Below are 22,427 nucleotides of genomic sequence, written 5' to 3'. Positions count from 1 at the left end.
TTATAAAAAGAAAGGACGCTTCTAGGCGTCCTTTTTTTTGAATGGATCAATAGCATGACATGGACACGAAGGCCCATGGGTAAAATAGTAATTTAAAATTGGTGCCGCTCCCAAAAAGAGGCCACACAAAATAAAGAAAAAAGTTTTCATCGTGATCTGTCCTTTTCTTGAGTCTCTTTGTGAAAAATATATTGCATGATCGCTATCAGAATTGGCGGTCCATAACAAAGAGGAATATCCATATATAAATGCTCCATAGACACGAGCCCTCTTAGAGTATCAAATAAATGAATTACAGCGTGAGGAATGAACCACAACTGTAGAATAAAAAACGCATGGGAGCGCCACGAACTTTGATATATGGCCTTTACACAAATAATCGCAAGCATAATGAAGATGCAGCCCATATCTCTGATGAAATGCTCATTCATAGGTCCAAAATCAGGTATACGCCCAGGTAAATTCAAGTACCAATGATTTGGTGAAATCAACATCCAAAGCCCATTAATGACATTTCCTATCGCTAATAGCGAAAAGAACACTCGCCATCTTAAGTCATTACTCACTTTTACCTCCCCTTTTTGATATTATTTGCAAAACACTAATTAAGGATATAAAATATCCTTAATTATTCAAGGAGAAAAATATGACTCTGAAAAAAGGATTGTTTCACTTTATAAGAATGACCTTAGCAATTACCTACTTCTGGGTGGTGGCCGATCGACTAGGATTTCTAGGCCCTGCAGGTAATGTGGGTGTTGTATGGGGAGATTTTGATAAATTTCTCGAATACACAGCAACACTGAATCCCTGGTTTCCCAGAGGTCTTTCAGATTTTCTTGGTTATGTTGTTACGATTGTCGAGGTGATTTTAGGGATATTACTCATTAGTAATAATTTTATAAAGTATGCCTCACTTGCAAGCGTTCTTCTTTTAATTATTTTTACTTTGAGTATGACTTTTTCACTTGGAATAACAGAGGCCTATGACTTTATTATATTCACTGTGATTCTTGGAATTGGGTCCGGAATACTTTATAAAATGTCTCTCTAAAATAATTAAATAGAGGGGCTCCTCTGCCCCCTCTATTTAATTATAGAAAAAATGTAGAATCTTTTGCTAAATTTTCATATACAGATTTACTGATTTTATAGACCCATGGCCCTTTTTCTCTATTTATTCGTTGGGCCTCGGTTTGGGCCTTTATAACGTCTTCAATCATTTGCAATTCTTGCTTACTATCATCTTGTCTAATAATAAATGACCTCGGTTCTTCATCTAAAAGAGCTGTGAGCTTAACAAAATGATCTTCTTTTTCTTTCGCAAAACTAATCTTATATATCAACTTATTCTTGAGTTTAATTTTTATATCTTTATTAAAGTTTAGAGTTTGAACCATTGGTTCAGCTAGAGAGTAAAAGTCATCAAATTGGATTGATGAAAAACTCTTAGCAAACTTTTGTGCTTTTTCTTTTTTAAATTTATTATCCAAAGGTCCTTCAAAAACAAACTCTTTATCTTTTTTAACAATCTCCAACTTCTTGTCTGAGGTCAACCATAACTTTTCTATATCTTCCTCTTTCACCTCTAACAGAACAGTGTTGATGAAGTCTTTATATGATGAATTTAGCCAAAGACTTTCCTCAGAAAGATAGATTTCATTCTTGCCTTCTCTAAAGAGATAATTCCCTTTTCCTTTATGAGATTTTCCGACGACGAAAGATATTGTTTTCTTACCATCATTATCGAACAACTCGACAAGATATTTTCTCTTATCATCACTCAGCTCATAATTAATAAGATCATCTTTACTGACATCAGAGGACACCTTTTCCCTGACTTGAATACTTGCTATTTTATAGATTAAGTCGTTTACCTTAGATACAGATGCAGGATAGGATTTATAATTCTCAAGAACAAATCTATTTAAATCTCTTGTAAGTGTAATTTTCTTATTGTCGCCAAAACTTAATGAGATCTTTTGAATTTTGTTTACATCAAGACCTTTAATATAGTCACTCCCGGCAAGAAGGTCTGTACCTCTTTTATTTTCATTCATATATACAAAGAGAGAGGTTACAAACAAGATGCTAGTAAAAATTAATAATGTCTTCAATTTCATACATTCACCTCTTCAAGTTGAGTTGATTGCTTCGTATTACAATCTGCTTTATTCCTCATAACTCTTTTTCCGCGCATCAAGCGGTTTCTTTTATTATTAAAATAAACACCAAAACCAACTATGATTATTGGAACGAAGAGTGTATTTAAGTATTGAAAGAATTTCCCAATCGCCTCAATACTCTCACGCCCCTCTCGCTTTACGTTACGAAGTTCTTTCTTAAGGACCGCAATGCTTCTAGCGAGCTCTTTTTTCTTCTCAATACCTTCATTTTGAAGAAGTGCAATATTTTCAGTGCTCGCATTTTGTCCCAACTGATTTAGTTCAGCCTGAAATTTAGAAATCCTAGAATTAATTTCTCTTACCTTATCCGCAGTCCTTTTCTCTGATTCAAATTCAATGTCATTAATGACATCAAATGAACGATTAACACGACCTTTTGATCTAACACTCATCAAATCAATATCTCCGTTCAGGGCCTCAACACTATTCAAAAACAAAGTACTATTATCATTAGCGATAGCTTTCCCTAGAAAAGTATTCTTAAAAGCAAATTGATCATTAATAAAATCAACATCCGAGAAGACAATAATTGCACTTTCTTTTGACGACTCTTTTATAACTTCAACTTTCTTTGGTTCTTCATTTTCATTTTTGTTATTACCATTGACTGTTGATTTTACACCATCAGGAAATGCAGTTTTAAACTTTCCAACAACTTTATAGGCCATCACAACAGGTTTCGTTCCTTCAATGAATTTATTCCAAAGAGTTTCAGGATTATTTAGCTCATACCCCACTGCTGTATAACTATTTCCTTTGGCCGTCGTGGACAAGATTGGAGTATGCTCAACATTTTCAACAGAGCTTGCCTCCAGAACTCCTGGAAAAATAAAAGTTGAATTATTTATCCCAGAAGTTACATTGTCTTTATAATCATCAGTACAATTCTCGTTACAATTTACAAGTGCGAGAAGCCTTCCTGCCGGCATATTTGGATTAAATCGACCAACTCCGCTCAGATATTTATCCCCTGCATATGTATTGGTCTTTAGTTCTAATCCCCATTTGTCCATTATTTTTTTAAATGCAGCATCTGGAGAACTAGAAACCCCACCAAGCATACTAGCGCTTCTATCGCTAACAGCGTTAGGATCAACAAGAACGAGTAGATTTCCACCCTTCAATATAAATTGATCAATCGCAAAAAGTGTTGCATCAGAAAATCCTTTTGGATGGATTACAACTAAGGAATCTATTCCTGAAATAGATTTAGTATCCTTTTCAATTTTTCTAATATTGTAAAAATCTGAAAGCATATTGGTCACAGTCCAAGACTCATCGACACTTTTCCCCTGCATTCGCATAATTTGTGCCATATACGGACTTAAATTTTCGGTCATGACATCCATAGAAGAAATAATACCAATGGTTTTCTTTTGTGGATTGAGTACGGTATAAATTAATTTGGTTAACTTGTACTCAAGCTTATCTTTTTGGTTTGGATCAAAAAAATCGATAACTTTTTCTGTACCAGATTCATTTTCAGCAACAAGCCCAAAAAAATAACTTTCTGTCTCTGTTAAGTAAAACTTTCTTAACCCGTAAACTATTGCATCTTCTTCTTCAGGAGTATCTGGCCTTGGGTCGATGATCTCAAGACTAAGATTATTTCTTGAATTAGCAACGTACTGACGTAAAAGTTCTTGAACATAAAGATAATGGTTATTAAATACTCTTAATCCTTCAGTTCCTTTATTCGCTGCAGTCTTTGAGTAGTATAGCTTTAGTTTTACCTGTGAATCTAACTTAGACAGAATTGATTTTGTTCCTTTAGAAAGGGTATACAATCTCTCTTGAGTAAAATCTACTCTTGCTCTTTTTAATAAAGTTGAACCAATATAAATCATCAAGGTCATAGAAAATAGACCCAGAATAACTTTTAGAACATTTTCGTTATGCTTATCCATTTCCTTGCCCTCCTAATTAGCCTTATTCTCATTCAGAAGAATAATATTTCCATATAACCAGCATACGATCATGACGAGAAAGAACCATAAATCACTTAGGCTTATAACCCCCCTTTCTATTGAGTCAAAATGATTTAAAACACTAAGGGATTCGAAAACATCTACTAAATATTTTGGTGAAAATGTGGAGATAAAATCAAGAATCGGTGGAGATCCGGCCATCACCAACAAAAAACTTACACAAACGGTAAGTATGAAGCTAATAACTTGATTCTTGGTAAGGGCCGAGAAAAATCCTCCTACAGCTAGAAGCGCACCGGCCATAAGAAAAGAAGCGACATACCCCAAGAGGGCCACTCCAAGATCAGGATTTCCCAGGTAGACAACAGTTAAAACCATTGGAAAGGTTCCTGCTAATGCCACTGCGATGAATAGCCATGATGCTAAAAATTTAGCGAGCACGGCATCCCTTACAGTAACAGGCATCGTAAAAAGAAGCTCTATCGTTCCAGACTTTCTTTCATCAGACCAAAGCCTCATACTAACAGCAGGTATTAAGAAGATAAACATCCAAGGGATGTATCTAAAGAAGGAGCTCATAGAGGCTTCACGCATATGGAAAAAACTTCCTCGACCCGGCTCAAAAGTCAAATAACCAATACCAAATAAAAACATTACTAAAAAGACATATCCTAATGGTGTTTTAAAATAACTTGCAAACTCTTTTATGAATAAGTACTTTATCGTTCGATTCATCATACTGCGACTCCCTGAATTTCATGACCAGTAGTAATTGCTCTAAAAACATCTTGGATTCGCCCATTATCAGATTTCAATTTCAACTCATTGGGAGTTCCTTCAAATAATTTTTCCCCTTCTCCAATGATAATGCATCTATCACAAACTTCTTCAACTTCTTCCAATATATGAGTAGAAATTAAAATGCATTTTTCTTTAGCAAGCTTCTTTATCAGTTCTCTTACGTCATGCTTTTGATTTGGATCGAGCCCATCAGTTGGCTCATCTAAAATGAGAACCTTTGGATCATGAACTAATGATTGGGCCAAAGAGACTCTTCTTTTGTATCCCTTAGATAGTGTTTCTATTTTTTGAAATTCTACAGATTCGAGAGCGCACATTTTGATAACTTCACGAACTCTATTTTCAATTAAATGTGTCTCAATTCCACGCATCTTTGCAATGAACTCTAAAAACTCTCTAACATACATGTCCTCATATAAAGGCGCATTCTCTGGCACATAACCAAGATTCTTTTTTGCCTCTAGTGTGTTCTTTTGTATGGAATTACCACAAATGATTGCATCTCCATTAGTCGCCTCTAAAAAGCCCGTAATCATTTTCATTGTGGTTGATTTCCCAGCACCATTGGGTCCTAAAAAGCCCAATACTTCCCCCTGATTGGCGTTAAAACTAACCCCTTTCACTGCATGGAAATCACCAAATCTCTTTGAGATTGAATTAACCTCAAGCATGATTTAACCTCCTACATTATTACGTTTATCATTAACGAAACTTTCGTCTCCATACTCAAAAAACTCTTTATGTCTCTTATGTAGTCCTTTCTTTCGTATCGAATGTTTAATTGGACACCAGTATTTTTCTGTACGTGAAGCAACTTCTCTGACGTATGCAATGAGGCCATTAAAATAGCTACAATAAGTACAATTAATTTTTTGGATAGAATTTAAATAAGAAAGTTTATGACGATCAAAAGCAATATAATGAGATCGATCAACCTTTTCAATTCCATAAACAGGAAAACAAATATTTTGATAAATATAAATGAACAAATCTAAAATAATCGCAGGAATAATCATCGAGTAAATCACGGGAGCCGTTAGCACCAACATGATGCTTTGTTCTAAATTTGAATATTTAAACGTATGCAAATTAAAATATCTTTTCACAAACTTCATAAGAAATCTCCTACTTAAAAACAATGCATCTACTTCTAAGAGTTCATTTTAAAAAATTTGAAGACTGAAATTTTGTTGACTATTAGGATCAACATTGGCGGAAAGAATTTTTTGACATTGATCAGATTGCTCTGTGGGCATATCATTTCACACTCCTCGTTAATATAACTTCTTAAGAAATGCTGGTATCTAAAAAAAAATTGTCAAGGTTCAAAATAAAAAAAAATTAACACTAAGCCTTGACGATAATATTTTAAATACCATCTTGAAAAAGACAGTGGCTGAGACCTTCTATTTACGGGTACTTAAAAAAGATTCGAAATAGATGTTGTTTCAACCATCAATCTATTACAAGGAGGCCATATGTTGATGAAAAGAGACTCGCAAATCTCAAATGATCCAACTGTTTCATTCTTCGGTATTGAACTCAATCAAAATCAATACCAAAAGATCAAAAAGAGAGTAGATCAACTTAAAGAAAAGTGTCCATCGCATTGCTCTTTTAAGCTCGAATTTGAAAAAAGAAGTTCCTGTTATATTGGGAAAATAAATATCAAATCATTAAGTGAAAATTTTTATTCAAAAAAAATTGCTCATAATCCTTATCAAGCATACTTAATGCTAGAAGAGGATATCGAACAACAGCTTTTAAATTGGAAGAGAAGACGCTTCAGCTCGAAGCTTGAGAATTCCTTTGCAGCTCAATCCCCACCAAATCTCTAAACTTCTCTGCTAAGAAAGTTCGTTTTGAATCCATTCTTCAGAGAGTTCAAAAATAATAGAAGGGACTTCGTTATTAATTCCAGAGATGATATCAGATAATTTTGTCTTTCTAAGGACGGCACGCCAAGCTTCATCAGCTTGGTACATCGCCTTTGCGATCGTACAAGTCGTACTTCTATCTTTATGTTCTTTTTTTAGGCATGGATTATTGAAGCGAATCTCTTGGCAATTGAAAGATTTTTTTGTGCCCTCGATGGCCTCAACGATGTCCAGAAGACTAATTTTAGAAGGAGATCTGGCAATTCGGTATCCTCCTCTTGGGCCAAGAGTTCCTTCAATAAGTTCAGCAGCTGCTAAACATTGAAGGGCCTTTGAAAGATACTCTTTTGGTACGCCGTGAAACTTCGCCAATACTTTTGTGGGAATATAGATGCCATCCGGCACTCTTGCCAGTAGCTCCATACAGTGAATTGCCCATTCGATCTGATTACTTAGTTTCAAGATTTCACTTTTTTAAAATTTTTAACTCATTTAAAAATACAGCATATTGCGTAAAATGGGTATCTTATTTGAAATTAGATGAAAAAAAAGGACGCTCTCAGGCGTCCTTATTTATTCTAAAATTAGAATCGACATTTAACAGAGGCCCTTACGTCCATAAATGGATCAAATCTATTTGTATAAACATTGATATAGGCATAACTACCTGGGTAAATAACCACATTGTTCATGAATGAATCAAGGCGCACGCCATTTTGAGTAAATCCTGAAGCTCTTCCAGAACAAACCATTGCACGATTCCAATAATTTTGAACAACAGCCTGAGCGTGAGTGTTGTTAAAACTTACATCCGCATTCACGCGAAAGCTTCGTGCCATAGAAGATACTGATGCCAATGTTAAGGCCAATAAAATAATCTTTTTCATATTTTTCTCCTTTAAAGAAATTATTTTTTATAACAAGAGTTATGTAGTTTATTTAAAAGCTGGTTAATGCGAGGAGTGACACCTTCGACATTGAATTGGAAACGATCAAAATAGTATTCATTATTTTTGTTCCAGTAAGTTCCTGTGCGACCGGCCTGTCTACTGAATTCGATATACAAATTGCGTGGAGTCCAACCAATTCCATTGGCGAAATCAAGGGAGAAATCAAATGTAATTGGTCCAGCTTTCGTGATAGTGGCAGGGTGCTTTCTCTCTGATGCAGAACCTTTAAAATTAATCTTGCAGCCATCTCTGGTTACAGTAACTTTATCAAATGTTGCAAATTGATAATCAAAAAGAAGAGTGCGCACTCCTAGAATCTCTGCCATCTCTTTCATATAGGACGTTCTCTCTGCCACTATTTTATTTTTTCTAGTGACTTCTTCTACGTTTTTTAAATAGGCATCCCAAATCGCCTTAATAACAACGACCTTGCCCTCTACGACATAAAACTTATATTGTCCCTTATCAGTATAGTGAACGGTATAAACTTCTAAACCATCTTCCAATTCTGGTTTACTAATGTACTGAAATTTTCTAAGAAGTTGATAAGCTCTTAAATTGTAGTTATCAATTTTTGAAGAATTAGAATTGAGACCGCTTATAACTTTTGCCGTTTCTTCAGTTAAAGCTAGCTCTACGATATTAAAACTCTTTCTATCGCAAACAACATAATCACCGGCACCAAATTCTAAGAAATAAAATTTATCATCGTGACTATCGTTTAGAATTTTAAAATTCTTCTCAATAAATGAACAACTCTGACCTTTTAATCCAACAAAATCAGCGTTTGCCAAAGTTGAAAACAAAGCGACAAGAGTGAAAATAAAAATTTTCATCCGACTCTCCTTAATACATTAGTGATTAAAAACTAACGTATTTGAAGATAGGTCTCAATATTCATATGTAGATATTTCTGCACTGTCACATTCTTAAACAATTAAAATCACGAGGATTTCAATATGTATCTTACCGCCAAAAACGAATGACTTAGAAAAGGAACTTTAAGAGAAACTAGATTAATTCTCAGGATGAAAGATTAAGATTAAAAAAAAATAGTTTTAATCATTTAGCTCATATAATAAAGGAAGTTCCACTCTATAAGGTCTATTGATTGAGAATAACTAAAATAACATTATTCTTGTACGCGCTAGTCATATCTATTTTGATATTCTCCTTCACATATTTCATCCTGAAATCTAATCTAAATTCACTGATTACATACAATCAAAGTGTCTTGCAAACATTAGTATCATCAACTTCAACAAGTTTAATTAACGAAAGTAAAAGAGAGGCCCATAAATTTAAGTTCTCACATTTTTGGGAAATTCTTACAAAAACAAGAATTGGTCAAACTGGAGAAACCTACCTCGTAAATAAAGACGGAGTCCTCCTTTCGCCATCGCGATTTCGAGATGAACTCGTAAGAGAAAATAGAATTGAAAACAATCTCCCCGAAGCAGAGAATTTTAAAATAGAAATTCCAGGTTCAAAAACAAATATAATGTTAGAAAGCCTGAAAATGGCCCAGTCAGGTTGTCACATTCAAGGCTATCTTGATTATCGAGGAATAGAAGTCATCGGTTGCTGGAAATGGCTTGAGGCCTTAGGTATTGGGGTGGTTTCTGAAATTGATACATCAGAGGCCTTCGCTCCGTTTAGAAAAGTTCAAAAAGATGTTTATCGCTTTTCAGGAATAATGTATACGCTCATTCTAATCGGTCTTATATTTGTTTATCGAAATTTTGCATCATTGTTTCTATCACTATTGTCTAAGAAAAATAAGGCCATCAAGGCCGAAGAAAAAGCAGTGCAGGCGTTAGAAATAAAAAATCGTTTTGTTGCCAATATGTCCCACGAAATACGAACACCACTCAACGGAATTATTGGTGGATTACAGCTTCTTGGAGAGGCACAACTTCCAAAGGAACAAAAGAAAATCGTAAAATCTTCTATCGATAGCAGTATAAATCTTAAAATATTATTAGATGAAATTTTGCAATACTCAAATATTGAATCCAATAATACTAAAATTAAAAATAATGCTTTCAATTTCAAAGATAGTATTCAAAAAACAATCAATCAATTCAAACCCCAAGCGGATAATGGAAAAATAAAACTATCCCTTTATATTTGTAAAAGTATCCCAAAGATAATCAAAGCAGATGAAGTACTTATAGGCCAAATACTGTCCAATTTCATAAGTAATGCCATAAAATTCACTCCTGCAAATGGGAAAGTAGAACTTAGAATAGAAAAAGTGAATAGCTCTGTTAATGAAATTAGAATGCGCTTTACAATTTCAGACAATGGGATTGGTATTGCAAAGGATAGTCAGGAGAGAATCTTCGATGCCTTTAATCAAGACGACACCTCTAAGACTCGCAAGTTTGGAGGCACAGGGCTTGGCCTTGCCATTAGTGCACGTCTTGTTCAAATAATGAAAGGAACAATCAGAGTAGAAAGTGAATTAGATAAAGGATCGAACTTTCATATTGAGCTTCCTTTAGAAATTGGTCGTGAAGAAGAAATAGAGATTGAAAAATCAGTAAATCAACTTGAGAAGATTAACGTCCTTTTGGCAGAAGACAACTCAACTAATCAATTAGTCGCAAGCACATTTTTAAAAAAATTAGGTGTGCACTATGATATTGTAAACAATGGAAAAGAAGCCATCGAGGCCGTCAGAAACAAGAAATATGATCTTATCTTTATGGACATTCAAATGCCTGAAGTTAACGGCATTGATGCATCGAAGGCCATAGTTGACGAATTCAAAGAAAATGCACCAATAATCATTGCTCTTACAGCAAATGCATTCAATGAAGAGCGAGAAATGTGCTTTAAAGCTGGAATGAAGGACTTTATTTGTAAACCATTCTCGAAAGAAGATTTGCGAAAAGTTCTTCTAAAGTACGCCTGAGTTGTCCATCTTTGATTAATTCTAGACAAGAAGCTCAAGACATTCATCCATCCTATAAAAACTGCTAATATAGCGAAAACTTTTCATTGGATATTTATGAACATACTTAAACGACTTCACCATAGGGCCCCTTATCTTTTAATATCAAATGTCGTAGAGCACTCTCCTAAGTTTTTACATGCTAAGGCGACACCCAAAAATGAAGATTTCTACATTGTGGGACATTTTCCAGGTGCACCAATTGTTCCTGGTGCCATGATGCAAGAGATGACAACACAGGCGGCAGGTCTACTCATTGCTGAGCACTACTCACCCGTAGAAGATTACGATTCTCAATCGACAAAAGGTTTTGCTTTAGGAGTTCTTCGTGCCGTTCATAAAGCAAAGTACAAGCACTTCGCAAGGCCTGGTGAAATTCTTGATGTTAAAGTTGAACTCATAGATAATTTTGAAAACTCATTTCGCTTCAAGGGCCATATCGAAATTGAGAACAAGAAAATCATGATGATAGAGTTTACACTTGTTAATATCTCAGATGATTTAATTAAATAAGGCCATCTGACTAATGCTTATAAATATTATCGTCAAATTAAATTTTTGAAGCTAGCTTCTTATTCTTTAGCAGTTATCCCCTAATCCGGAATGCACACTCTAATTCGATGCCCGTCAAGATCTAGCACCACAAACGTCGGGCCAAAAACCGCCTTGTGAAATTTCTGTTCAATCACAACGCCAAGCTCCTGCCATTTCTCATATAAATCCAAGACTCTAATCTCATCAGAAACCATGATGGAAAGCTCAAAGCGACTCCCCACCCCTTCGGAAATAAAGTCTTTTGCCTTGTTGGACCACAAAGAAAAGCTAAGTCCATTTTCCATTGAAAATGAAGCATAGGTTGGGACGATGAAACTTGGCTCGATTTCAAAAATTTTTTTATAAAATTCAATACTTTTTCCAACATCGCTCACATAGATAGTAATTAAATTTAATACATTCATGGAAGTCTCCTTGTTAAATGTTCTGAAGTTAGAATAGCAGATGACACTGTCAAAAAATGGCAGTATAAATAAATAATGATTCGAAGTGACCGACTTTTAGAGCTCTTACAAATATTGCGCACAAATCGCTATCCCATAAGTGGGGAAAAGCTCGCGCAGAAATTAAATATAAGCCCTAGGACTTTGTACCGTGATATTGCCCTTCTTAAAGATAAGGGTGCCGAAATTATTGGCGAACCAGGTATTGGCTATATTTTAAGACCCGGTTTTTTCATTCCTCCTCTTATGTTTAATCAAGAAGAGCTAGATGCCATTGTTCTGGGACTACAGTGGGTACAGCAATATGGTGATGCCCCCCTTTCCAAAGCATCACAAAATGTCTTTTCGAAAATTTCCGAGGGACTTCCAAAAAATACCGTAAAAGAAATGAATCGCCTTACTCTCAGAGTCGGCGCTCCTGCAAAAGAAGAACATCAGAAAGAGGACTTAAGTGAATTGCGAAATGCGATTCGCATGAGGAACAAACTTGAAATAAAATATCGCTCAAAAACATTTCTTATATTCCCAATAACAATTGGATACTTCAAGGACAAACGCATTCTTGTGGGATGGGACGACGACAAAGAAGTTTTCCACCACTTCGACACAAAAAAAGTTATTCTCATAAAAACCCTAGAGCAAATGCTACTAAAGTCTCAGGGCTGTTTATTTGATCAATGGTTAAAGGCTGAACTGGCCACTATGACCTAGATTCAGCTCTGCTCTTAGATCATGATACCTTTTTCTTTAGCTGCTTTTGAACTTCACGATGCATTAAAATTATTTTTAGCAAAGACACAACGAGAATCCAAAAAGAGAAAAGGCGAAGTGTTTTCATGAAAACTTCACATTGATGAGTCTATGATTCTAACAAATGAAAAGAAGAGACAATTGATTAGAGTACTGCAAGCAGTTAAACTAATAAAATAAGGACGCACTTAGCGTCCCTAAATATTGATGAATTTTAATGTGGATCATTTTTAAATTAACGACATTTTCCAAATTCTTGCTGAATTTCTTTAATCATTGAATTTCTATTCATTTTTGCTTTAACTGATCTAAATGGTGATGAAAGAGCATTAACTGTCGCAACACCAACTGATGCAATAGATGAATCTAAATCTGTATTCATTGGTGCTGCTGAAGCACTTCCTAAAGCGTACTTAATTTCAGAATCATGTGTACGGTATTTAACTGAAAAGTCACAGCTATAATAAGAATCACCAAAAAATTCTTGAGATGAAGAACAGTTAAGTTTTTCGATAGAGATAACACACTTAACTTCGTTTTCTTCACCTTTAAAAAGGTCATAATAATCTACGTTTGCATAAGTAAAAAAAGACATTAATGAGAGCACAGTAATCATTAGTTTTTTCATAAATTCATCCTGTTTTAAATTAGTTTTAGATTAAAAACATAAATAATGCGGCGCAATATATCATGTTTTATAAAGGCGGGAAGAATATCTGTAAATAATACCACTTCTGAATTAAAACAATAACATAGACTTCAAACGAGCCCTTCAAGACCCTGAAAAAACCTTCTAAATTAATGCTAAAAACTAACTCAAACGATAGATCCCATCTTTTCTTGTCATAAGTTTTTCAGCAATAAACTCTCTTCTAATTGTACAAAAATCTTCGTTATACTTTTCAATTCTGGCATTCACTTCGGCCTCTGAGTAATCACGATCTTTTTTAAACTCTTGTAATAGATGTTTTAAAATTACAACTCTCTTCTTTCTTTGAACTGGAATTGATTTAAGTTCACCATTTTTGAAAAATGTCTTAATAATTTTTTGTTCATACAAAACTTCATTCTCATCTTCATGAGAAACAGAAACTTTCAAAATAGCGCCAAGTATATTTTGATCTAGAACTTTCTTTTGTAGTGAGAAGACTTTGTAGTATTGCTCTTTGCGCGCTTTTATAAGGCCCACCGATTCTAATTTTTTGAGATGGTGAGTGATTGTGCCTGGAGAAAGGGATAGCCTCTCTGCGAGAACTTCCGCATAAAGATCCTTTTCTGCCAGGCTTTTAATGATACTCAGCCTTGCTTCATCACCTAATACTTTGAAGATATTTGCAAGATTCATCGATTAACCTGCACTTACTTCTGAGCGCATCTTTTGAACTGAGGGCAGCGACACCACCCATTCAAATGTGCTAAGTTTAATCATGCCCTTGTCCGCATCTTCATCTCTACCAAAGCGAATATCTTCGCTGTAGCTTTGAGACCAATCTCTATACATTAACTTTGTCGTATTAATGAACTTCTCAGGTGTTGCATTCGTAAATAGCATTTCCATAATTTCAAAAACGTTATCTCTAATCTTTCTTTCAACGTTAATGTCGATCTTGCCACGATTTAGGCCGCTGGCCTGCTTTTGCAGTTCTTTTAATTCTTTTAAAAATTCCATTTCAAAACTCCTTTTCTATTTTGATGGATGTCAAAATAAAACAGGACACAGAAAATGGCAATAATTATTTCGATAAATATCAAATCAGATTTCAAAAAAACGTAAAACCTTTAAATCTATAGCTATCGCAAGGATGCAACCTATCAAACTTAAAAGTACGCTCGATTAACTTGTAATACTGATAAGGATACAAAACACTAAGATGGTGTGACTATTTTTAGTCGATTAGGGCAAATAACAATCATTAAAAAACTACTTACCAAGTAGTTTTGAGACAATATTCTGTACTTGTAACTCACTTAATTCATCATTAAAACTTGTGATATATTGACGTACATGCAAAAGATTTACAACTTTAATAAAATTCTCTTTTTGCGTTGTCATTTGATTTGTCATCAGCAAGATATTTCTTACTCGTACTTTTTTTGAATTTTTAAAAAATGAAGAGAAACTAGAAGCTCTAGGGTTTAAAAAACAGTAGAAAGCAAAATTGGCCCTTTTGATTTGATCAAATACTGTATATTCTGACTCTATGTTCACTGTAGATTTAGACCAATTTTTCGTCTCGATCAAAAAAACTCCAGCAGGAGAAACAACAACGTGATCAACTTGAGCTGAATATATTCTTTGACCATTTTTTACGCTATAAAGTGGTTTTCTAAATTTCAATGTTATATTATTGAGTACATAAAATGAGTCCGGAAGCTTCTTCAACTCTTCTAATGCTTGTAATTCTCCCAAAGCTCCCTGGATAAGATTATAATTAGAATCAAAAAAGTTCTTAGAAATATATGAAACTCCAGACGATTTCATTACCTTCTCTATAATGATATTCTCCGAATGCCTTTGCTTTATCAAAAGAGACTTATCTAATCTTCGACGTTTAATTTTATAGCTCAAATATTTAAAAATTCGGATCAAAATAAATCCACTATCTTTAATCTTCAAATAATCAAAATCTAGTGAACTAAGAGATTGCTTTATATTTGTAATGTCTGCAACGTTTTCTAAGGAGGCTACTTTTTGCGCTAACTCAATTTTTTGCTCACATTCTTTTTTATAATCAAGAACATCTTGAAGAGATTTTAAATGTATTACACCAACTTCTCTTTGAAATGATATTAATCGTTCGAGGCATTCTATTTCACCGAATACTTTGGCCATTAAATTCTCGATTTATAAATCTCTACGTAAAAAATGAAAGATTGATTATAGTAAATCTCTAACCTTATTACGCATGTAAGTGTCTAATTCTGAATAAATTTGCTTGCATTCTTCAGCATGAATATTAGAAAGTTCTTCATCATTTCCATACTTTTCAGACCATATTTTATAATCTTCCATTTTACTTTTACTAATTAGAAATTCTTTCCAATCTCCAGCAAATTTGTCTTTATCAACATTACAAGTTCTACAACAATAAAGGACATTTCCCCAGCAGTGCATTCCTCCGGTTTCTTTTTTCATCGGAATTACGTGATCACGTTCAGGCTTATTTGCATCAGAAAATGGTGTATTACAATAGAAGCAACATTCTCTTTGGAAAGACAATGCTTGCACTTTGTGTAAATTTACATTCCCCTTACTTTTTAATGGTTGATTTCCAAGCCTTTGATCATATGCAAGCCCTGCATGATATAAGAAGACTCTTACTGATGTATTAGATAAATCGCCATAATTATAAAAAAGAGGCATAACAATCTCCATGAATTTACAATGATAGAACTACCTTCTATTATCCAAAACATTTTCAGATACAGAAACATTGTTCATCTTTAATTGCTTGATATATCCAGTATCTTTTTGCCAGTTAGAATTACCTTTGAGGTTCAATATTACCGTTTCTTTCTTTCCATCACTTGTCACATAAGTTAATAGCGCCTCTTTCAAACGACCAATCTTGTCATGATTAGATGTATTTAATAAGATCCATTTCTTCGTAAATAAACCCGGTGGAATGACAAAATCTTTATGATACAAATGGCCGTCCGGGAAAAGTTTCTTATTATTTTCTTCACGATTTCCTGCTTCGAACTGAGAGATATTCATCGACATGGCCGCTCCCAAAGTCGCTCCAGCAAGAAAGTTTACACCTGAATAATTATTGTAACGAGAGCTAGTACCAGCCGCCGCGACACCAGCAGCAACAGCAGCTAACGTTGCTTGATTTTGGGCCGCTACTTTTGCTTTTTCTTTATTCATATCGTTTACGGCATCAAGAAAATAATTAAGCTGATTGCCTGAGACAAATTTAACACTTTCATTTACTTCAGGATGATCGAACTTAAAATAAACCTTCTCTATCCTAATCCAACGACTCGTAGTATTTTCGAAGGTCAAATTGATCATTCCAAAAAAGTTACTAGACAGTTTGTCGTCAATTTGAGAGCTAATGCGAAGCCCGATATCTGTTTCGCCCTTGCCCTTTCTTTTACCATTTTTTTCAGTTTCTGTTTCATTTGATTCAACTTGTTGTGCATAGCCACCTTTATGTAGACTATATTGAGCACACGATGTTAAAAGACTTAAAAATGCAACTAGCGATACAATCCTCATTAGATCTCCTCTATATTTCCAAAGGTTTTATACTTATTTCTTCATCCTCTAAATTTTCCATTAAATCGTATTTGTCTTTGTTCTTCTTGGGACAGTAACTATCAATTCCAGATTTACAAAAATCTGATGAAAAAACTTTAATCTCGGATGAAGTTAGATTCATCTTCGCTAGTTTTTTGCAAGCAACCTTAGCTCCACCAGTGCACCCTTTGATTAAGAGGTCTTTTTTATCCATGTTAGACCCCACATCAATTAATTGATCGCATGAATAGCCATTGCCAATATCACATAGATTTTTGAGAATATTTTCATAATGGGTTTTCTTGTTTTTATATTGGATCGTGTTTTCAAAACATTTCAACTTACCAACAATGTGACAGGCCTTAACAAAAAAGGATTGTGAAAGTTCAAAATTTGAATCAATTTTTAGCTTCGATAAATAGAAACATGCCTTAGATTTGCCCTCTTCACAGGCCTTAGTTAGAAGAAGTTCAGCATCTTGAGATCTGCCATCTTTAATTAAAATATCCGCTTTATTCACACATTCATTCGATTGCTTAATACAATCACTTGAAAACAAGACTTCTGTCTTATACTGTTCTAATAAGGCCCTCAGATTTTTGTTTTCTATTTCTTTTTTTGAATCACAATCTTTCTTTGAGACACTATATCTGACATAGCTTTGATAATTTTCATCCTGACAACTCTCAAAGAGCTTTGTCTCTTCCGGAATTGAGCCACACTCACTTACCAAATCAGACAATGCCTTTCCCTTTGCACTCAACCATGCCTTCTCAGATGTTTTTCCATCACCCTTTGCAGAGAATTGGACGAAATCTACAACTTGACTACGGCCCAATTTTCTTGCCCACAACTGCCCGTTTGAATCTCTTTGCTCCAAACAATCAGCACTCAAGGAGTTTGAGGACAAGAGCAATAGAACAGATATCAATGATAGATATTTCAAAAGATAATTCCTTAAGACTAAAGTATTAATCTCGCTTAACGGAAGAATGGGTGTGTTATTTGAGTCAAGATTTCTTTATGTAACTTTAAAAGACTGACCATTTTATTTGTCACATTTTTCAAAACATCGAATCATAAGTATAAGCTTTTTAATAAATAACAAAAGACATTTACAATGAGAATCTATTTAAAAGTATGTGGACTTGGAGAAACACTTTGAAAAAAACAAAGCACTCTATTCAGCGCCAAAGACAAAGAAATATAAAAGAAAAAGAGCTTCAAAAGGCTATTGCTCATGGAAAACATGTTAGAACATGTAAACAAACAGACAGAAAAGTGTTTGAGCACTTGAATCTAACTTATATCACCTCGGCCTGTGAAGAAGTAATCATAACTGTATATAAGAATAATGAGGACTATTTCAATCCAAAACTTAAAGACGTTATTAACTTTGAAGAGGCAAAGAAAAGAATTTTGGAAAAAAGAGCAGAACAAGAAGATGTATCCGCTTTTGCCCCAACTCCTGGATTGAATTCAATGCCTATAGAGGAAATTGAAATGGATTACGAGGAATATCTGCTGTATCTGAAAAAGGAAGCGGCGTAAGGGGTAAAGAAGTTTTAAAAAATTTCAACAAAATTTTATGTGAAAATAAAATTCAATACGCAGTAAAAAAACCCCACATTCGTGGGGACGAGGTTTATGACATTTTAAATCGTCTAGCAGAACGACTTAAAATTTCTTTTTCTTATCTTTCACTAGCACCTTATTTTTGAGACAACTCAAATTAAAAAAAGTAAGGATTAAGTATGAGTCAATGAGACAGATGGCAAAGAACTCAATCCCCCGGTGAACTCCATGATAGCATTCAACGTCTTTTGATTTGATCCTTCCAAGATAAGAGATGTCTCCAATTCCATATTTCATCTGAAATTGAATATAAAGTAATTCCTCTGGTGAAATCTCAACTCTGTAGCGGCTAAAGAATCGATCAATGGCATGTTCTGAATACTCTAATTCTCGAGACACGATATCCCTCCCCATATTTTCAAGGTCGCTTAAATAAAGAAATCTTGACTCAAGATCAGCTTTATTATGTCCGATAAAACTGACAAATACTGTCAGAATAAAAAATTATAAGGCACCGAAATTATGGGTAACATTAGACCAGAAAGAAGAAGGGAAATGATTTTTTTGCTTTTACGAAATCATGATGAAAATGTCGGTCTCACAATTCATGAAATACATTCTTATCTTGAAAACCAGGGCATTTATGTCGACACCAATACCATTAGAAGAGATATCACTTCTCTTTCAACAACTCACGGACTTGTTTGCAGTGAAAGTAAGCCTGTTCGTTATTGGAGTTCGAAAGACTTTCAAATAAAGCATGAGCTACGCTTGGATGATGATACATTACAAGTTCTCATCATCGCCCTTAATAATCTAAGAAAAATATCGCATGAATATTTCAACGATTATGCCGCGAAGGCCGAAGCGACAATATTAAACTCTCTAGACGCTAAGACGGGCGAAGAGCTTATAAGATCAAAAAATAAATATTTTTTTGACTATAGTTCCTCAGGAAGGCCACAGGGTGAGAATACAAAAGACTTTCAAAAAGTAATGAAAGCAATTCGTGAGAATAAAATAATCACCTGTAAAAATGAATCTCCTTATAAAGATAATGAGCATAATATACGCATAAGAAAGTTTGCGCCACTTATGTTTCTTCTTAGCTCTGGTGTCCCCTACTTTTTAGTTGAAGATCTTGAGGACAGAAAAATTAAAAAGCTTAGGGCCACAAGAGTTACTTGTGTGAAGATTTCTAAGATTATGCATCAATCCTCCTTCAACAGTGAGAACTTGAAGACCAATAGTTTAATTGGTGGCTGGGGAGGAATTGAAGAAAACTCCATTGATATTAAAATCATATGCGACAAAGTCATGGCAACTTTTTTTAAAGAGAAAAAAATCCATTCCTCACAAAAAGTTAAAAATCTCAATGAAGACACTTTTGAAGTCACTTTAGCTTGTTCCCATAGCAGTGAGATTGTTCGCTTAATTTCGTCATTTGGAGGTCATGTGAAATCAATTGAGCCTTCTGAATTATACTCTGAAGTTAAAGATATTTGGGAGAATGGTCTTCAGAATGTTGCTTAACTTCTATAGGATTAATAAAAATGCTTAAATTTTCAAACAATAAATTGATTCCTCTAACTGAATCAGATTTAAAGACAAACGGATTACTTGAAAGGTTTAACTTACAAGAAGCAATAGCAAATAGTTGGAAAGAATTTACAAAAGAAATCAAATATCCAGAACTAATATACATCGGAAAAGAGGTCATCCCAGACAATAGCACTCTTGGTCGAATCGATATACTTGCTTATGATCCAAATGAGAATGTTCCCGTTGTCATTGAACTCAAAAGAAGTAAGGATAAATACCAATTACTGCAAAGTATCTCTTACGCTGCTATGGTTTCAAACTGGACCAATGAAATGTTTATCCAAGAGGCCAATAAAAATAAAAATGAAAAAGCAGAAGAAATTGAAGGCATTATCACTAGATCTGAAGAAGATAGCAATGTGAAGATCATCTTAGTTGCTGAGAGATTTGATCCTGAAGTTATCATTTCTACAGACTGGTTAATAAAAAATTCATATTTAAAAATTACCGCTATCTCACTTAGTGTTTTCAAAAAAGACGATGACCTTTACTTTAGCTTTGACCAAAAATATCCTCTTCCAGAACTTAATGAAATTTATGAACTTAGAAATAGAAAGAAGTCTAAAACTGTTTCAAAAGATAAAGAAAGAAGCTGGAAAGATGTAAGTGATGCTCTCTCCTATGACTGGGGTCCTGAATTTTTAGAGAAATGTCTGAAAGAAGCTAGTGGCGATTCCAATCGATCTCGCTTTATCCATTTACGAAAAGACGTTGACGGTCTTAAGGCAATCTCCTTCTTTTTTCGTAGAAACTATTTAAATGTCTATATTCTTGGAAAACTAGAAGACCCCGACTCTCTTTTTAAAAGCATATTTTCATCAGGTGTGGAATTAAATGAGTGGCTTGAGGGGTATTCAATACATTTAACGACGAGAAAGGAGTATGAAGAGCTTTGTCGTTGGTTGAATTTTTGAGGAATTCATTCTTTTTCAAATCAAAACTAGAGTGGCGAAATTATTGAAAGCAGTAATCATTTGCTATAAATTCAAATTTTGAGTTCGTCATTCTTCTTGAGAGACTGAACATGCCCATACAAAATCCTCAAGGTCATTTTATTTGTGGAAGATTCAAACACACTTTCTGAACATAACCCCACCATTTCAAAACATTAGTGAGTTGCTGGAGCTTGCATTTGAGCTTAAGTCCTGAGCTAGCTTCTTTGACACTGGCCCAAAGCCTCTATCAATAAAGTCAACTCACCACTAAATCGGTGTTATTTTAGCCTTTCTACAGCTCTAGTTTTTTGACAATATGCAGATTAGAACTTTCCTTGGTGCTAATAGATTCTACACGTACATGATAAATCCTTATGATTCTAAGCTTCTCTCTAGCCGACTCAGAATCAATTGCAAAATTAAGTACTTTCTTCTTTGTCATCAATGAAGGATAGATAATACACTCCACATTTGCTGAATTATGAGGACTCCTGAAAAAGAACTTACTAATTGCAGCTGTTAACTTGTACTTTTTAGAAGAACTTACTTTTTCTCCAAGTTTCTTACTTATATATTTATACAGAAGATTATTTTTCTTTTTTTCACTCTTACTTAAATTTGAAAAGAAAAAATCTAGCCTCCCCTGGTGGCCCATCATCCTATCAAATCCAGTTCCCACGCCACCTAGAAAAACTGACTCAAAGAATGTATTCTCTATAATATCAAATTCAGCAATAACCCACTCACTTCCAGGCTTTGCTCTACACTCAAGAACAGTAGATAATATGTAATTTGAAGCATAGAATCGACTTTCTGTTATGGAATGACATCGACCATAGTCAACTTGAAACTGAGCTGGCTTAGCCCAGTAATTATCAGGATTGTCTAAATCAAACGTCCCATCAACTTGCCTGGCCCTAAAAAGCCCGAACCTAGGATCACCAGTTTCTTCTCCAAAGGATAGAGCAACACGACAAAGAACAATGCCACTAAAGGTCTCAATAACTTTTTTAAAAACATCCTCAAAAGAGCTATTCTTTAGGTCAATTTTATCAAGTTCATTTAACTTTCTCTTTAATTCATTAATTGAAATATTGGTAAAATAGTCTTTAACGAGCATGTATGAATGATAACACTAGTTCCAAGGTAAAAGAAAAGAGGAAGAGTAAAAGTCTCACCCTGTAGTGTGTACAGATTTCTCTGCTCTTAATCCTATAAATTAAGTAAAAAAATAGCCTTCATGAAGTATGATACTATTTTTCAGCAAAAGAGATTATTGAACAATCACCCTTCCCATTAATACGCTATGTTATTCATAAGGATTTTGCAATACCTTTTTCTCAAGAGTAGCGAGTAGGTCAATCTCTCCCCAGTCTACAAACCAATTCATTTTTATAAAATGTTTTTCTACTCTATTAACATCAGGTGTACCCGACGAAAGGCCTAGGTTTTCTAATAATTTTTTAATTACACTCTTTCTCAATTTTTTGGAAACATATGGGCAAGATAGAATATCTAAAACTAAATGTATTTCTTCAGAAGAAGATACTTTGTATTTCTGTGTTACTAGCTTTAATTCAATAGTATTCTCTAAATCTTTTCTCAAGTTTTCGAATTCAC

The 22,427-nt window shown here is 34.3% G+C and carries 27 protein-coding genes and 1 pseudogene; 8 read left to right on the top strand and 20 right to left on the bottom strand.

All coding sequences use genetic code 11. From position 1 onward, the window contains the following. Positions 1-146: 146 nt before the first annotated feature. Positions 147-566 (bottom strand): hypothetical protein, encoded by a 420-nt coding sequence (locus tag M899_RS06680; RefSeq protein WP_034728296.1) that lies wholly within the window; start codon positions 564-566, stop codon positions 147-149. 80 nt (positions 567-646) lie between these two features. Between M899_RS06680 and M899_RS06675 the strand changes: the two genes are divergently transcribed. Beyond that, the gene (locus tag M899_RS06675; protein WP_021270764.1) at positions 647-1,054 is read left to right on the top strand and encodes a MauE/DoxX family redox-associated membrane protein; all 408 of its coding nucleotides are present in this window, start codon (positions 647-649) and stop codon (positions 1,052-1,054) included. Positions 1,055-1,094: 40 nt separating this feature from the next. On the opposite strand, the gene M899_RS06670 is transcribed toward M899_RS06675, so the two are convergent. The 5 genes from M899_RS06670 to M899_RS06650 are packed head-to-tail and all read right to left on the bottom strand — an operon-like array spanning position 1,095 to position 5,964. Continuing rightward, positions 1,095-2,123, bottom strand: a complete 1,029-nt coding sequence (locus M899_RS06670; RefSeq protein WP_021270673.1) for a DUF4340 domain-containing protein — start codon at positions 2,121-2,123, stop codon at positions 1,095-1,097. Beyond that, positions 2,120-4,093 (bottom strand): GldG family protein, encoded by a 1,974-nt coding sequence (locus M899_RS06665; RefSeq protein WP_021270729.1) that lies wholly within the window; start codon positions 4,091-4,093, stop codon positions 2,120-2,122. Before M899_RS06665 ends, M899_RS06670 begins: the two co-directional genes overlap by 4 nt. Before the next feature lie 12 nt (positions 4,094-4,105). Continuing rightward, positions 4,106-4,852, bottom strand: coding sequence for an ABC transporter permease (locus M899_RS06660; protein ID WP_021270713.1), 747 nt, complete (start codon positions 4,850-4,852; stop codon positions 4,106-4,108). Then, positions 4,849-5,586: an ABC transporter ATP-binding protein gene (locus M899_RS06655; RefSeq protein ID WP_021270728.1), complete on the bottom strand. Its 738-nt coding sequence runs from the start codon at positions 5,584-5,586 to the stop codon at positions 4,849-4,851. The genes M899_RS06660 and M899_RS06655 overlap by 4 nt, the downstream gene beginning before the upstream one ends. Before the next feature lie 3 nt (positions 5,587-5,589). Beyond that, positions 5,590-5,964 (bottom strand): hypothetical protein, encoded by a 375-nt coding sequence (locus M899_RS06650; RefSeq protein ID WP_155897128.1) that lies wholly within the window; start codon positions 5,962-5,964, stop codon positions 5,590-5,592. A 429-nt stretch (positions 5,965-6,393) separates the two neighbouring features. Here M899_RS06650 and M899_RS06645 point away from each other — a divergent pair, with 429 nt between their 5' ends. Further along, positions 6,394-6,753 carry a hypothetical protein gene (locus tag M899_RS06645; protein ID WP_021270695.1) on the top strand — a complete coding sequence of 120 codons (360 nt, stop codon included), beginning with the start codon at positions 6,394-6,396 and terminating at the stop codon, positions 6,751-6,753. A gap of 9 nt (positions 6,754-6,762) precedes the next feature. Here the strand turns inward: M899_RS06645 and M899_RS06640 are convergent, their stop codons facing one another. The 3 genes from M899_RS06640 to M899_RS06630 form a co-directional block, all read right to left on the bottom strand. After that, on the bottom strand, positions 6,763-7,254 hold the full coding sequence (locus M899_RS06640; RefSeq protein WP_034728293.1) for an RrF2 family transcriptional regulator: 492 nt from the start codon (positions 7,252-7,254) through the stop codon (positions 6,763-6,765). Positions 7,255-7,376: 122 nt separating this feature from the next. Beyond that, on the bottom strand, positions 7,377-7,679 hold the full coding sequence (locus M899_RS06635) for a hypothetical protein (RefSeq protein WP_021270690.1): 303 nt from the start codon (positions 7,677-7,679) through the stop codon (positions 7,377-7,379). 20 nt (positions 7,680-7,699) lie between these two features. Continuing rightward, positions 7,700-8,578: a hypothetical protein gene (locus tag M899_RS06630; RefSeq protein ID WP_021270745.1), complete on the bottom strand. Its 879-nt coding sequence runs from the start codon at positions 8,576-8,578 to the stop codon at positions 7,700-7,702. Between the two features lie 398 nt (positions 8,579-8,976). Between M899_RS06630 and M899_RS06625 the strand changes: the two genes are divergently transcribed. Together M899_RS06625 and M899_RS17590 are read left to right on the top strand one after the other, a co-directional pair. Further along, positions 8,977-10,662, top strand: a complete 1,686-nt coding sequence (locus M899_RS06625) for an ATP-binding protein (RefSeq protein WP_021270727.1) — start codon at positions 8,977-8,979, stop codon at positions 10,660-10,662. Positions 10,663-10,758: 96 nt separating this feature from the next. Further along, positions 10,759-11,214, top strand: a complete 456-nt coding sequence (locus M899_RS17590) for a 3-hydroxyacyl-ACP dehydratase FabZ family protein (RefSeq protein WP_021270723.1) — start codon at positions 10,759-10,761, stop codon at positions 11,212-11,214. An 80-nt stretch (positions 11,215-11,294) separates the two neighbouring features. Here the strand turns inward: M899_RS17590 and M899_RS06615 are convergent, their stop codons facing one another. After that, positions 11,295-11,660 carry a VOC family protein gene (locus M899_RS06615; RefSeq protein WP_021270754.1) on the bottom strand — a complete coding sequence of 122 codons (366 nt, stop codon included), beginning with the start codon at positions 11,658-11,660 and terminating at the stop codon, positions 11,295-11,297. A gap of 75 nt (positions 11,661-11,735) precedes the next feature. Here M899_RS06615 and M899_RS06610 point away from each other — a divergent pair, with 75 nt between their 5' ends. After that, on the top strand, positions 11,736-12,410 hold the full coding sequence (locus M899_RS06610) for a helix-turn-helix transcriptional regulator (protein ID WP_034728291.1): 675 nt from the start codon (positions 11,736-11,738) through the stop codon (positions 12,408-12,410). A 274-nt stretch (positions 12,411-12,684) separates the two neighbouring features. Here M899_RS06610 and M899_RS06605 read toward each other — a convergent pair whose 3' ends face one another. The 7 genes from M899_RS06605 to M899_RS06575 all read right to left on the bottom strand — a co-directional run bounded on the left by M899_RS06605 (position 12,685) and on the right by M899_RS06575 (position 17,641). Further along, a complete protein-coding gene (locus tag M899_RS06605) occupies positions 12,685-13,077 on the bottom strand; it encodes a hypothetical protein (RefSeq protein ID WP_021270703.1) in 393 nt (130 codons plus the stop codon). Between the two features lie 183 nt (positions 13,078-13,260). Next, a complete protein-coding gene (locus tag M899_RS06600) occupies positions 13,261-13,794 on the bottom strand; it encodes a DUF2087 domain-containing protein (protein ID WP_021270646.1) in 534 nt (177 codons plus the stop codon). 3 nt (positions 13,795-13,797) lie between these two features. Then, positions 13,798-14,118, bottom strand: a complete 321-nt coding sequence (locus M899_RS06595) for a hypothetical protein (protein ID WP_021270739.1) — start codon at positions 14,116-14,118, stop codon at positions 13,798-13,800. A 252-nt stretch (positions 14,119-14,370) separates the two neighbouring features. Continuing rightward, on the bottom strand, positions 14,371-15,282 hold the full coding sequence (locus tag M899_RS18535; protein WP_021270682.1) for a nuclease-related domain-containing protein: 912 nt from the start codon (positions 15,280-15,282) through the stop codon (positions 14,371-14,373). 45 nt (positions 15,283-15,327) lie between these two features. Continuing rightward, on the bottom strand, positions 15,328-15,825 hold the full coding sequence (locus M899_RS06585) for an HNH endonuclease (RefSeq protein WP_081653753.1): 498 nt from the start codon (positions 15,823-15,825) through the stop codon (positions 15,328-15,330). Positions 15,826-15,843: 18 nt separating this feature from the next. Next, the gene (locus M899_RS06580) at positions 15,844-16,674 is read right to left on the bottom strand and encodes a hypothetical protein (protein WP_021270756.1); all 831 of its coding nucleotides are present in this window, start codon (positions 16,672-16,674) and stop codon (positions 15,844-15,846) included. A 10-nt stretch (positions 16,675-16,684) separates the two neighbouring features. After that, positions 16,685-17,641 carry a hypothetical protein gene (locus M899_RS06575; RefSeq protein WP_155897126.1) on the bottom strand — a complete coding sequence of 319 codons (957 nt, stop codon included), beginning with the start codon at positions 17,639-17,641 and terminating at the stop codon, positions 16,685-16,687. A 215-nt stretch (positions 17,642-17,856) separates the two neighbouring features. Between M899_RS06575 and M899_RS06570 the strand changes: the two genes are divergently transcribed. Beyond that, the gene (locus M899_RS06570; RefSeq protein WP_155897124.1) at positions 17,857-18,246 is read left to right on the top strand and encodes a DUF4258 domain-containing protein; all 390 of its coding nucleotides are present in this window, start codon (positions 17,857-17,859) and stop codon (positions 18,244-18,246) included. Positions 18,247-18,372: 126 nt separating this feature from the next. On the opposite strand, the gene M899_RS06565 is transcribed toward M899_RS06570, so the two are convergent. Continuing rightward, the gene (locus tag M899_RS06565; RefSeq protein ID WP_021270685.1) at positions 18,373-18,669 is read right to left on the bottom strand and encodes a hypothetical protein; all 297 of its coding nucleotides are present in this window, start codon (positions 18,667-18,669) and stop codon (positions 18,373-18,375) included. A 156-nt stretch (positions 18,670-18,825) separates the two neighbouring features. On the opposite strand from M899_RS06565, the gene M899_RS06560 reads away from it, so the two are divergent. Beyond that, on the top strand, positions 18,826-19,803 hold the full coding sequence (locus tag M899_RS06560) for a helix-turn-helix transcriptional regulator (RefSeq protein ID WP_196801743.1): 978 nt from the start codon (positions 18,826-18,828) through the stop codon (positions 19,801-19,803). Positions 19,804-19,823: 20 nt separating this feature from the next. Beyond that, positions 19,824-20,786, top strand: coding sequence for a hypothetical protein (locus M899_RS06555; protein WP_021270681.1), 963 nt, complete (start codon positions 19,824-19,826; stop codon positions 20,784-20,786). A gap of 313 nt (positions 20,787-21,099) precedes the next feature. On the opposite strand, the gene M899_RS06550 is transcribed toward M899_RS06555, so the two are convergent. Further along, positions 21,100-21,927 carry a hypothetical protein gene (locus M899_RS06550; protein ID WP_034728288.1) on the bottom strand — a complete coding sequence of 276 codons (828 nt, stop codon included), beginning with the start codon at positions 21,925-21,927 and terminating at the stop codon, positions 21,100-21,102. 189 nt (positions 21,928-22,116) lie between these two features. Further along, a pseudogene (locus M899_RS06545) lies at positions 22,117-22,427 on the bottom strand (hypothetical protein); the annotation flags it as partial.

The sequence above is a fragment of the Bacteriovorax sp. BSW11_IV genome (assembly GCF_000447755.1).
GTDB lineage: Bacteria > Bdellovibrionota > Bacteriovoracia > Bacteriovoracales > Bacteriovoracaceae > BSW11-IV.
The sequence above is the reverse complement of the archived record's forward strand: the minus strand, read 5'-3'. Positions and strand labels throughout refer to the sequence as shown.

What these genes read in the sequence shown, in the direction of transcription:
- M899_RS06675 (WP_021270764.1), top strand. Translation starts at nt 647, where the DNA reads ATGACTCTGAAAAAAGGATTGTTTCACTTTATAAGAATGACCTTAGCA.
- M899_RS06670 (WP_021270673.1), bottom strand. Translation starts at nt 2,123, where the DNA reads ATGAAATTGAAGACATTATTAATTTTTACTAGCATCTTGTTTGTAACC.
- M899_RS06665 (WP_021270729.1), bottom strand. Translation starts at nt 4,093, where the DNA reads ATGGATAAGCATAACGAAAATGTTCTAAAAGTTATTCTGGGTCTATTT.
- M899_RS06660 (WP_021270713.1), bottom strand. Translation starts at nt 4,852, where the DNA reads ATGATGAATCGAACGATAAAGTACTTATTCATAAAAGAGTTTGCAAGT.
- M899_RS06655 (WP_021270728.1), bottom strand. Translation starts at nt 5,586, where the DNA reads ATGCTTGAGGTTAATTCAATCTCAAAGAGATTTGGTGATTTCCATGCA.
- M899_RS06650 (WP_155897128.1), bottom strand. Translation starts at nt 5,964, where the DNA reads ATGTTGGTGCTAACGGCTCCCGTGATTTACTCGATGATTATTCCTGCG.
- M899_RS06645 (WP_021270695.1), top strand. Translation starts at nt 6,394, where the DNA reads ATGTTGATGAAAAGAGACTCGCAAATCTCAAATGATCCAACTGTTTCA.
- M899_RS06635 (WP_021270690.1), bottom strand. Translation starts at nt 7,679, where the DNA reads ATGAAAAAGATTATTTTATTGGCCTTAACATTGGCATCAGTATCTTCT.
- M899_RS06630 (WP_021270745.1), bottom strand. Translation starts at nt 8,578, where the DNA reads ATGAAAATTTTTATTTTCACTCTTGTCGCTTTGTTTTCAACTTTGGCA.
- M899_RS17590 (WP_021270723.1), top strand. Translation starts at nt 10,759, where the DNA reads ATGAACATACTTAAACGACTTCACCATAGGGCCCCTTATCTTTTAATA.
- M899_RS06615 (WP_021270754.1), bottom strand. Translation starts at nt 11,660, where the DNA reads ATGAATGTATTAAATTTAATTACTATCTATGTGAGCGATGTTGGAAAA.
- M899_RS06610 (WP_034728291.1), top strand. Translation starts at nt 11,736, where the DNA reads ATGATTCGAAGTGACCGACTTTTAGAGCTCTTACAAATATTGCGCACA.
- M899_RS06605 (WP_021270703.1), bottom strand. Translation starts at nt 13,077, where the DNA reads ATGAAAAAACTAATGATTACTGTGCTCTCATTAATGTCTTTTTTTACT.
- M899_RS06600 (WP_021270646.1), bottom strand. Translation starts at nt 13,794, where the DNA reads ATGAATCTTGCAAATATCTTCAAAGTATTAGGTGATGAAGCAAGGCTG.
- M899_RS06595 (WP_021270739.1), bottom strand. Translation starts at nt 14,118, where the DNA reads ATGGAATTTTTAAAAGAATTAAAAGAACTGCAAAAGCAGGCCAGCGGC.
- M899_RS18535 (WP_021270682.1), bottom strand. Translation starts at nt 15,282, where the DNA reads ATGGCCAAAGTATTCGGTGAAATAGAATGCCTCGAACGATTAATATCA.
- M899_RS06585 (WP_081653753.1), bottom strand. Translation starts at nt 15,825, where the DNA reads ATGGAGATTGTTATGCCTCTTTTTTATAATTATGGCGATTTATCTAAT.
- M899_RS06580 (WP_021270756.1), bottom strand. Translation starts at nt 16,674, where the DNA reads ATGAGGATTGTATCGCTAGTTGCATTTTTAAGTCTTTTAACATCGTGT.
- M899_RS06560 (WP_196801743.1), top strand. Translation starts at nt 18,826, where the DNA reads ATGATTTTTTTGCTTTTACGAAATCATGATGAAAATGTCGGTCTCACA.
- M899_RS06555 (WP_021270681.1), top strand. Translation starts at nt 19,824, where the DNA reads ATGCTTAAATTTTCAAACAATAAATTGATTCCTCTAACTGAATCAGAT.
- M899_RS06550 (WP_034728288.1), bottom strand. Translation starts at nt 21,927, where the DNA reads ATGCTCGTTAAAGACTATTTTACCAATATTTCAATTAATGAATTAAAG.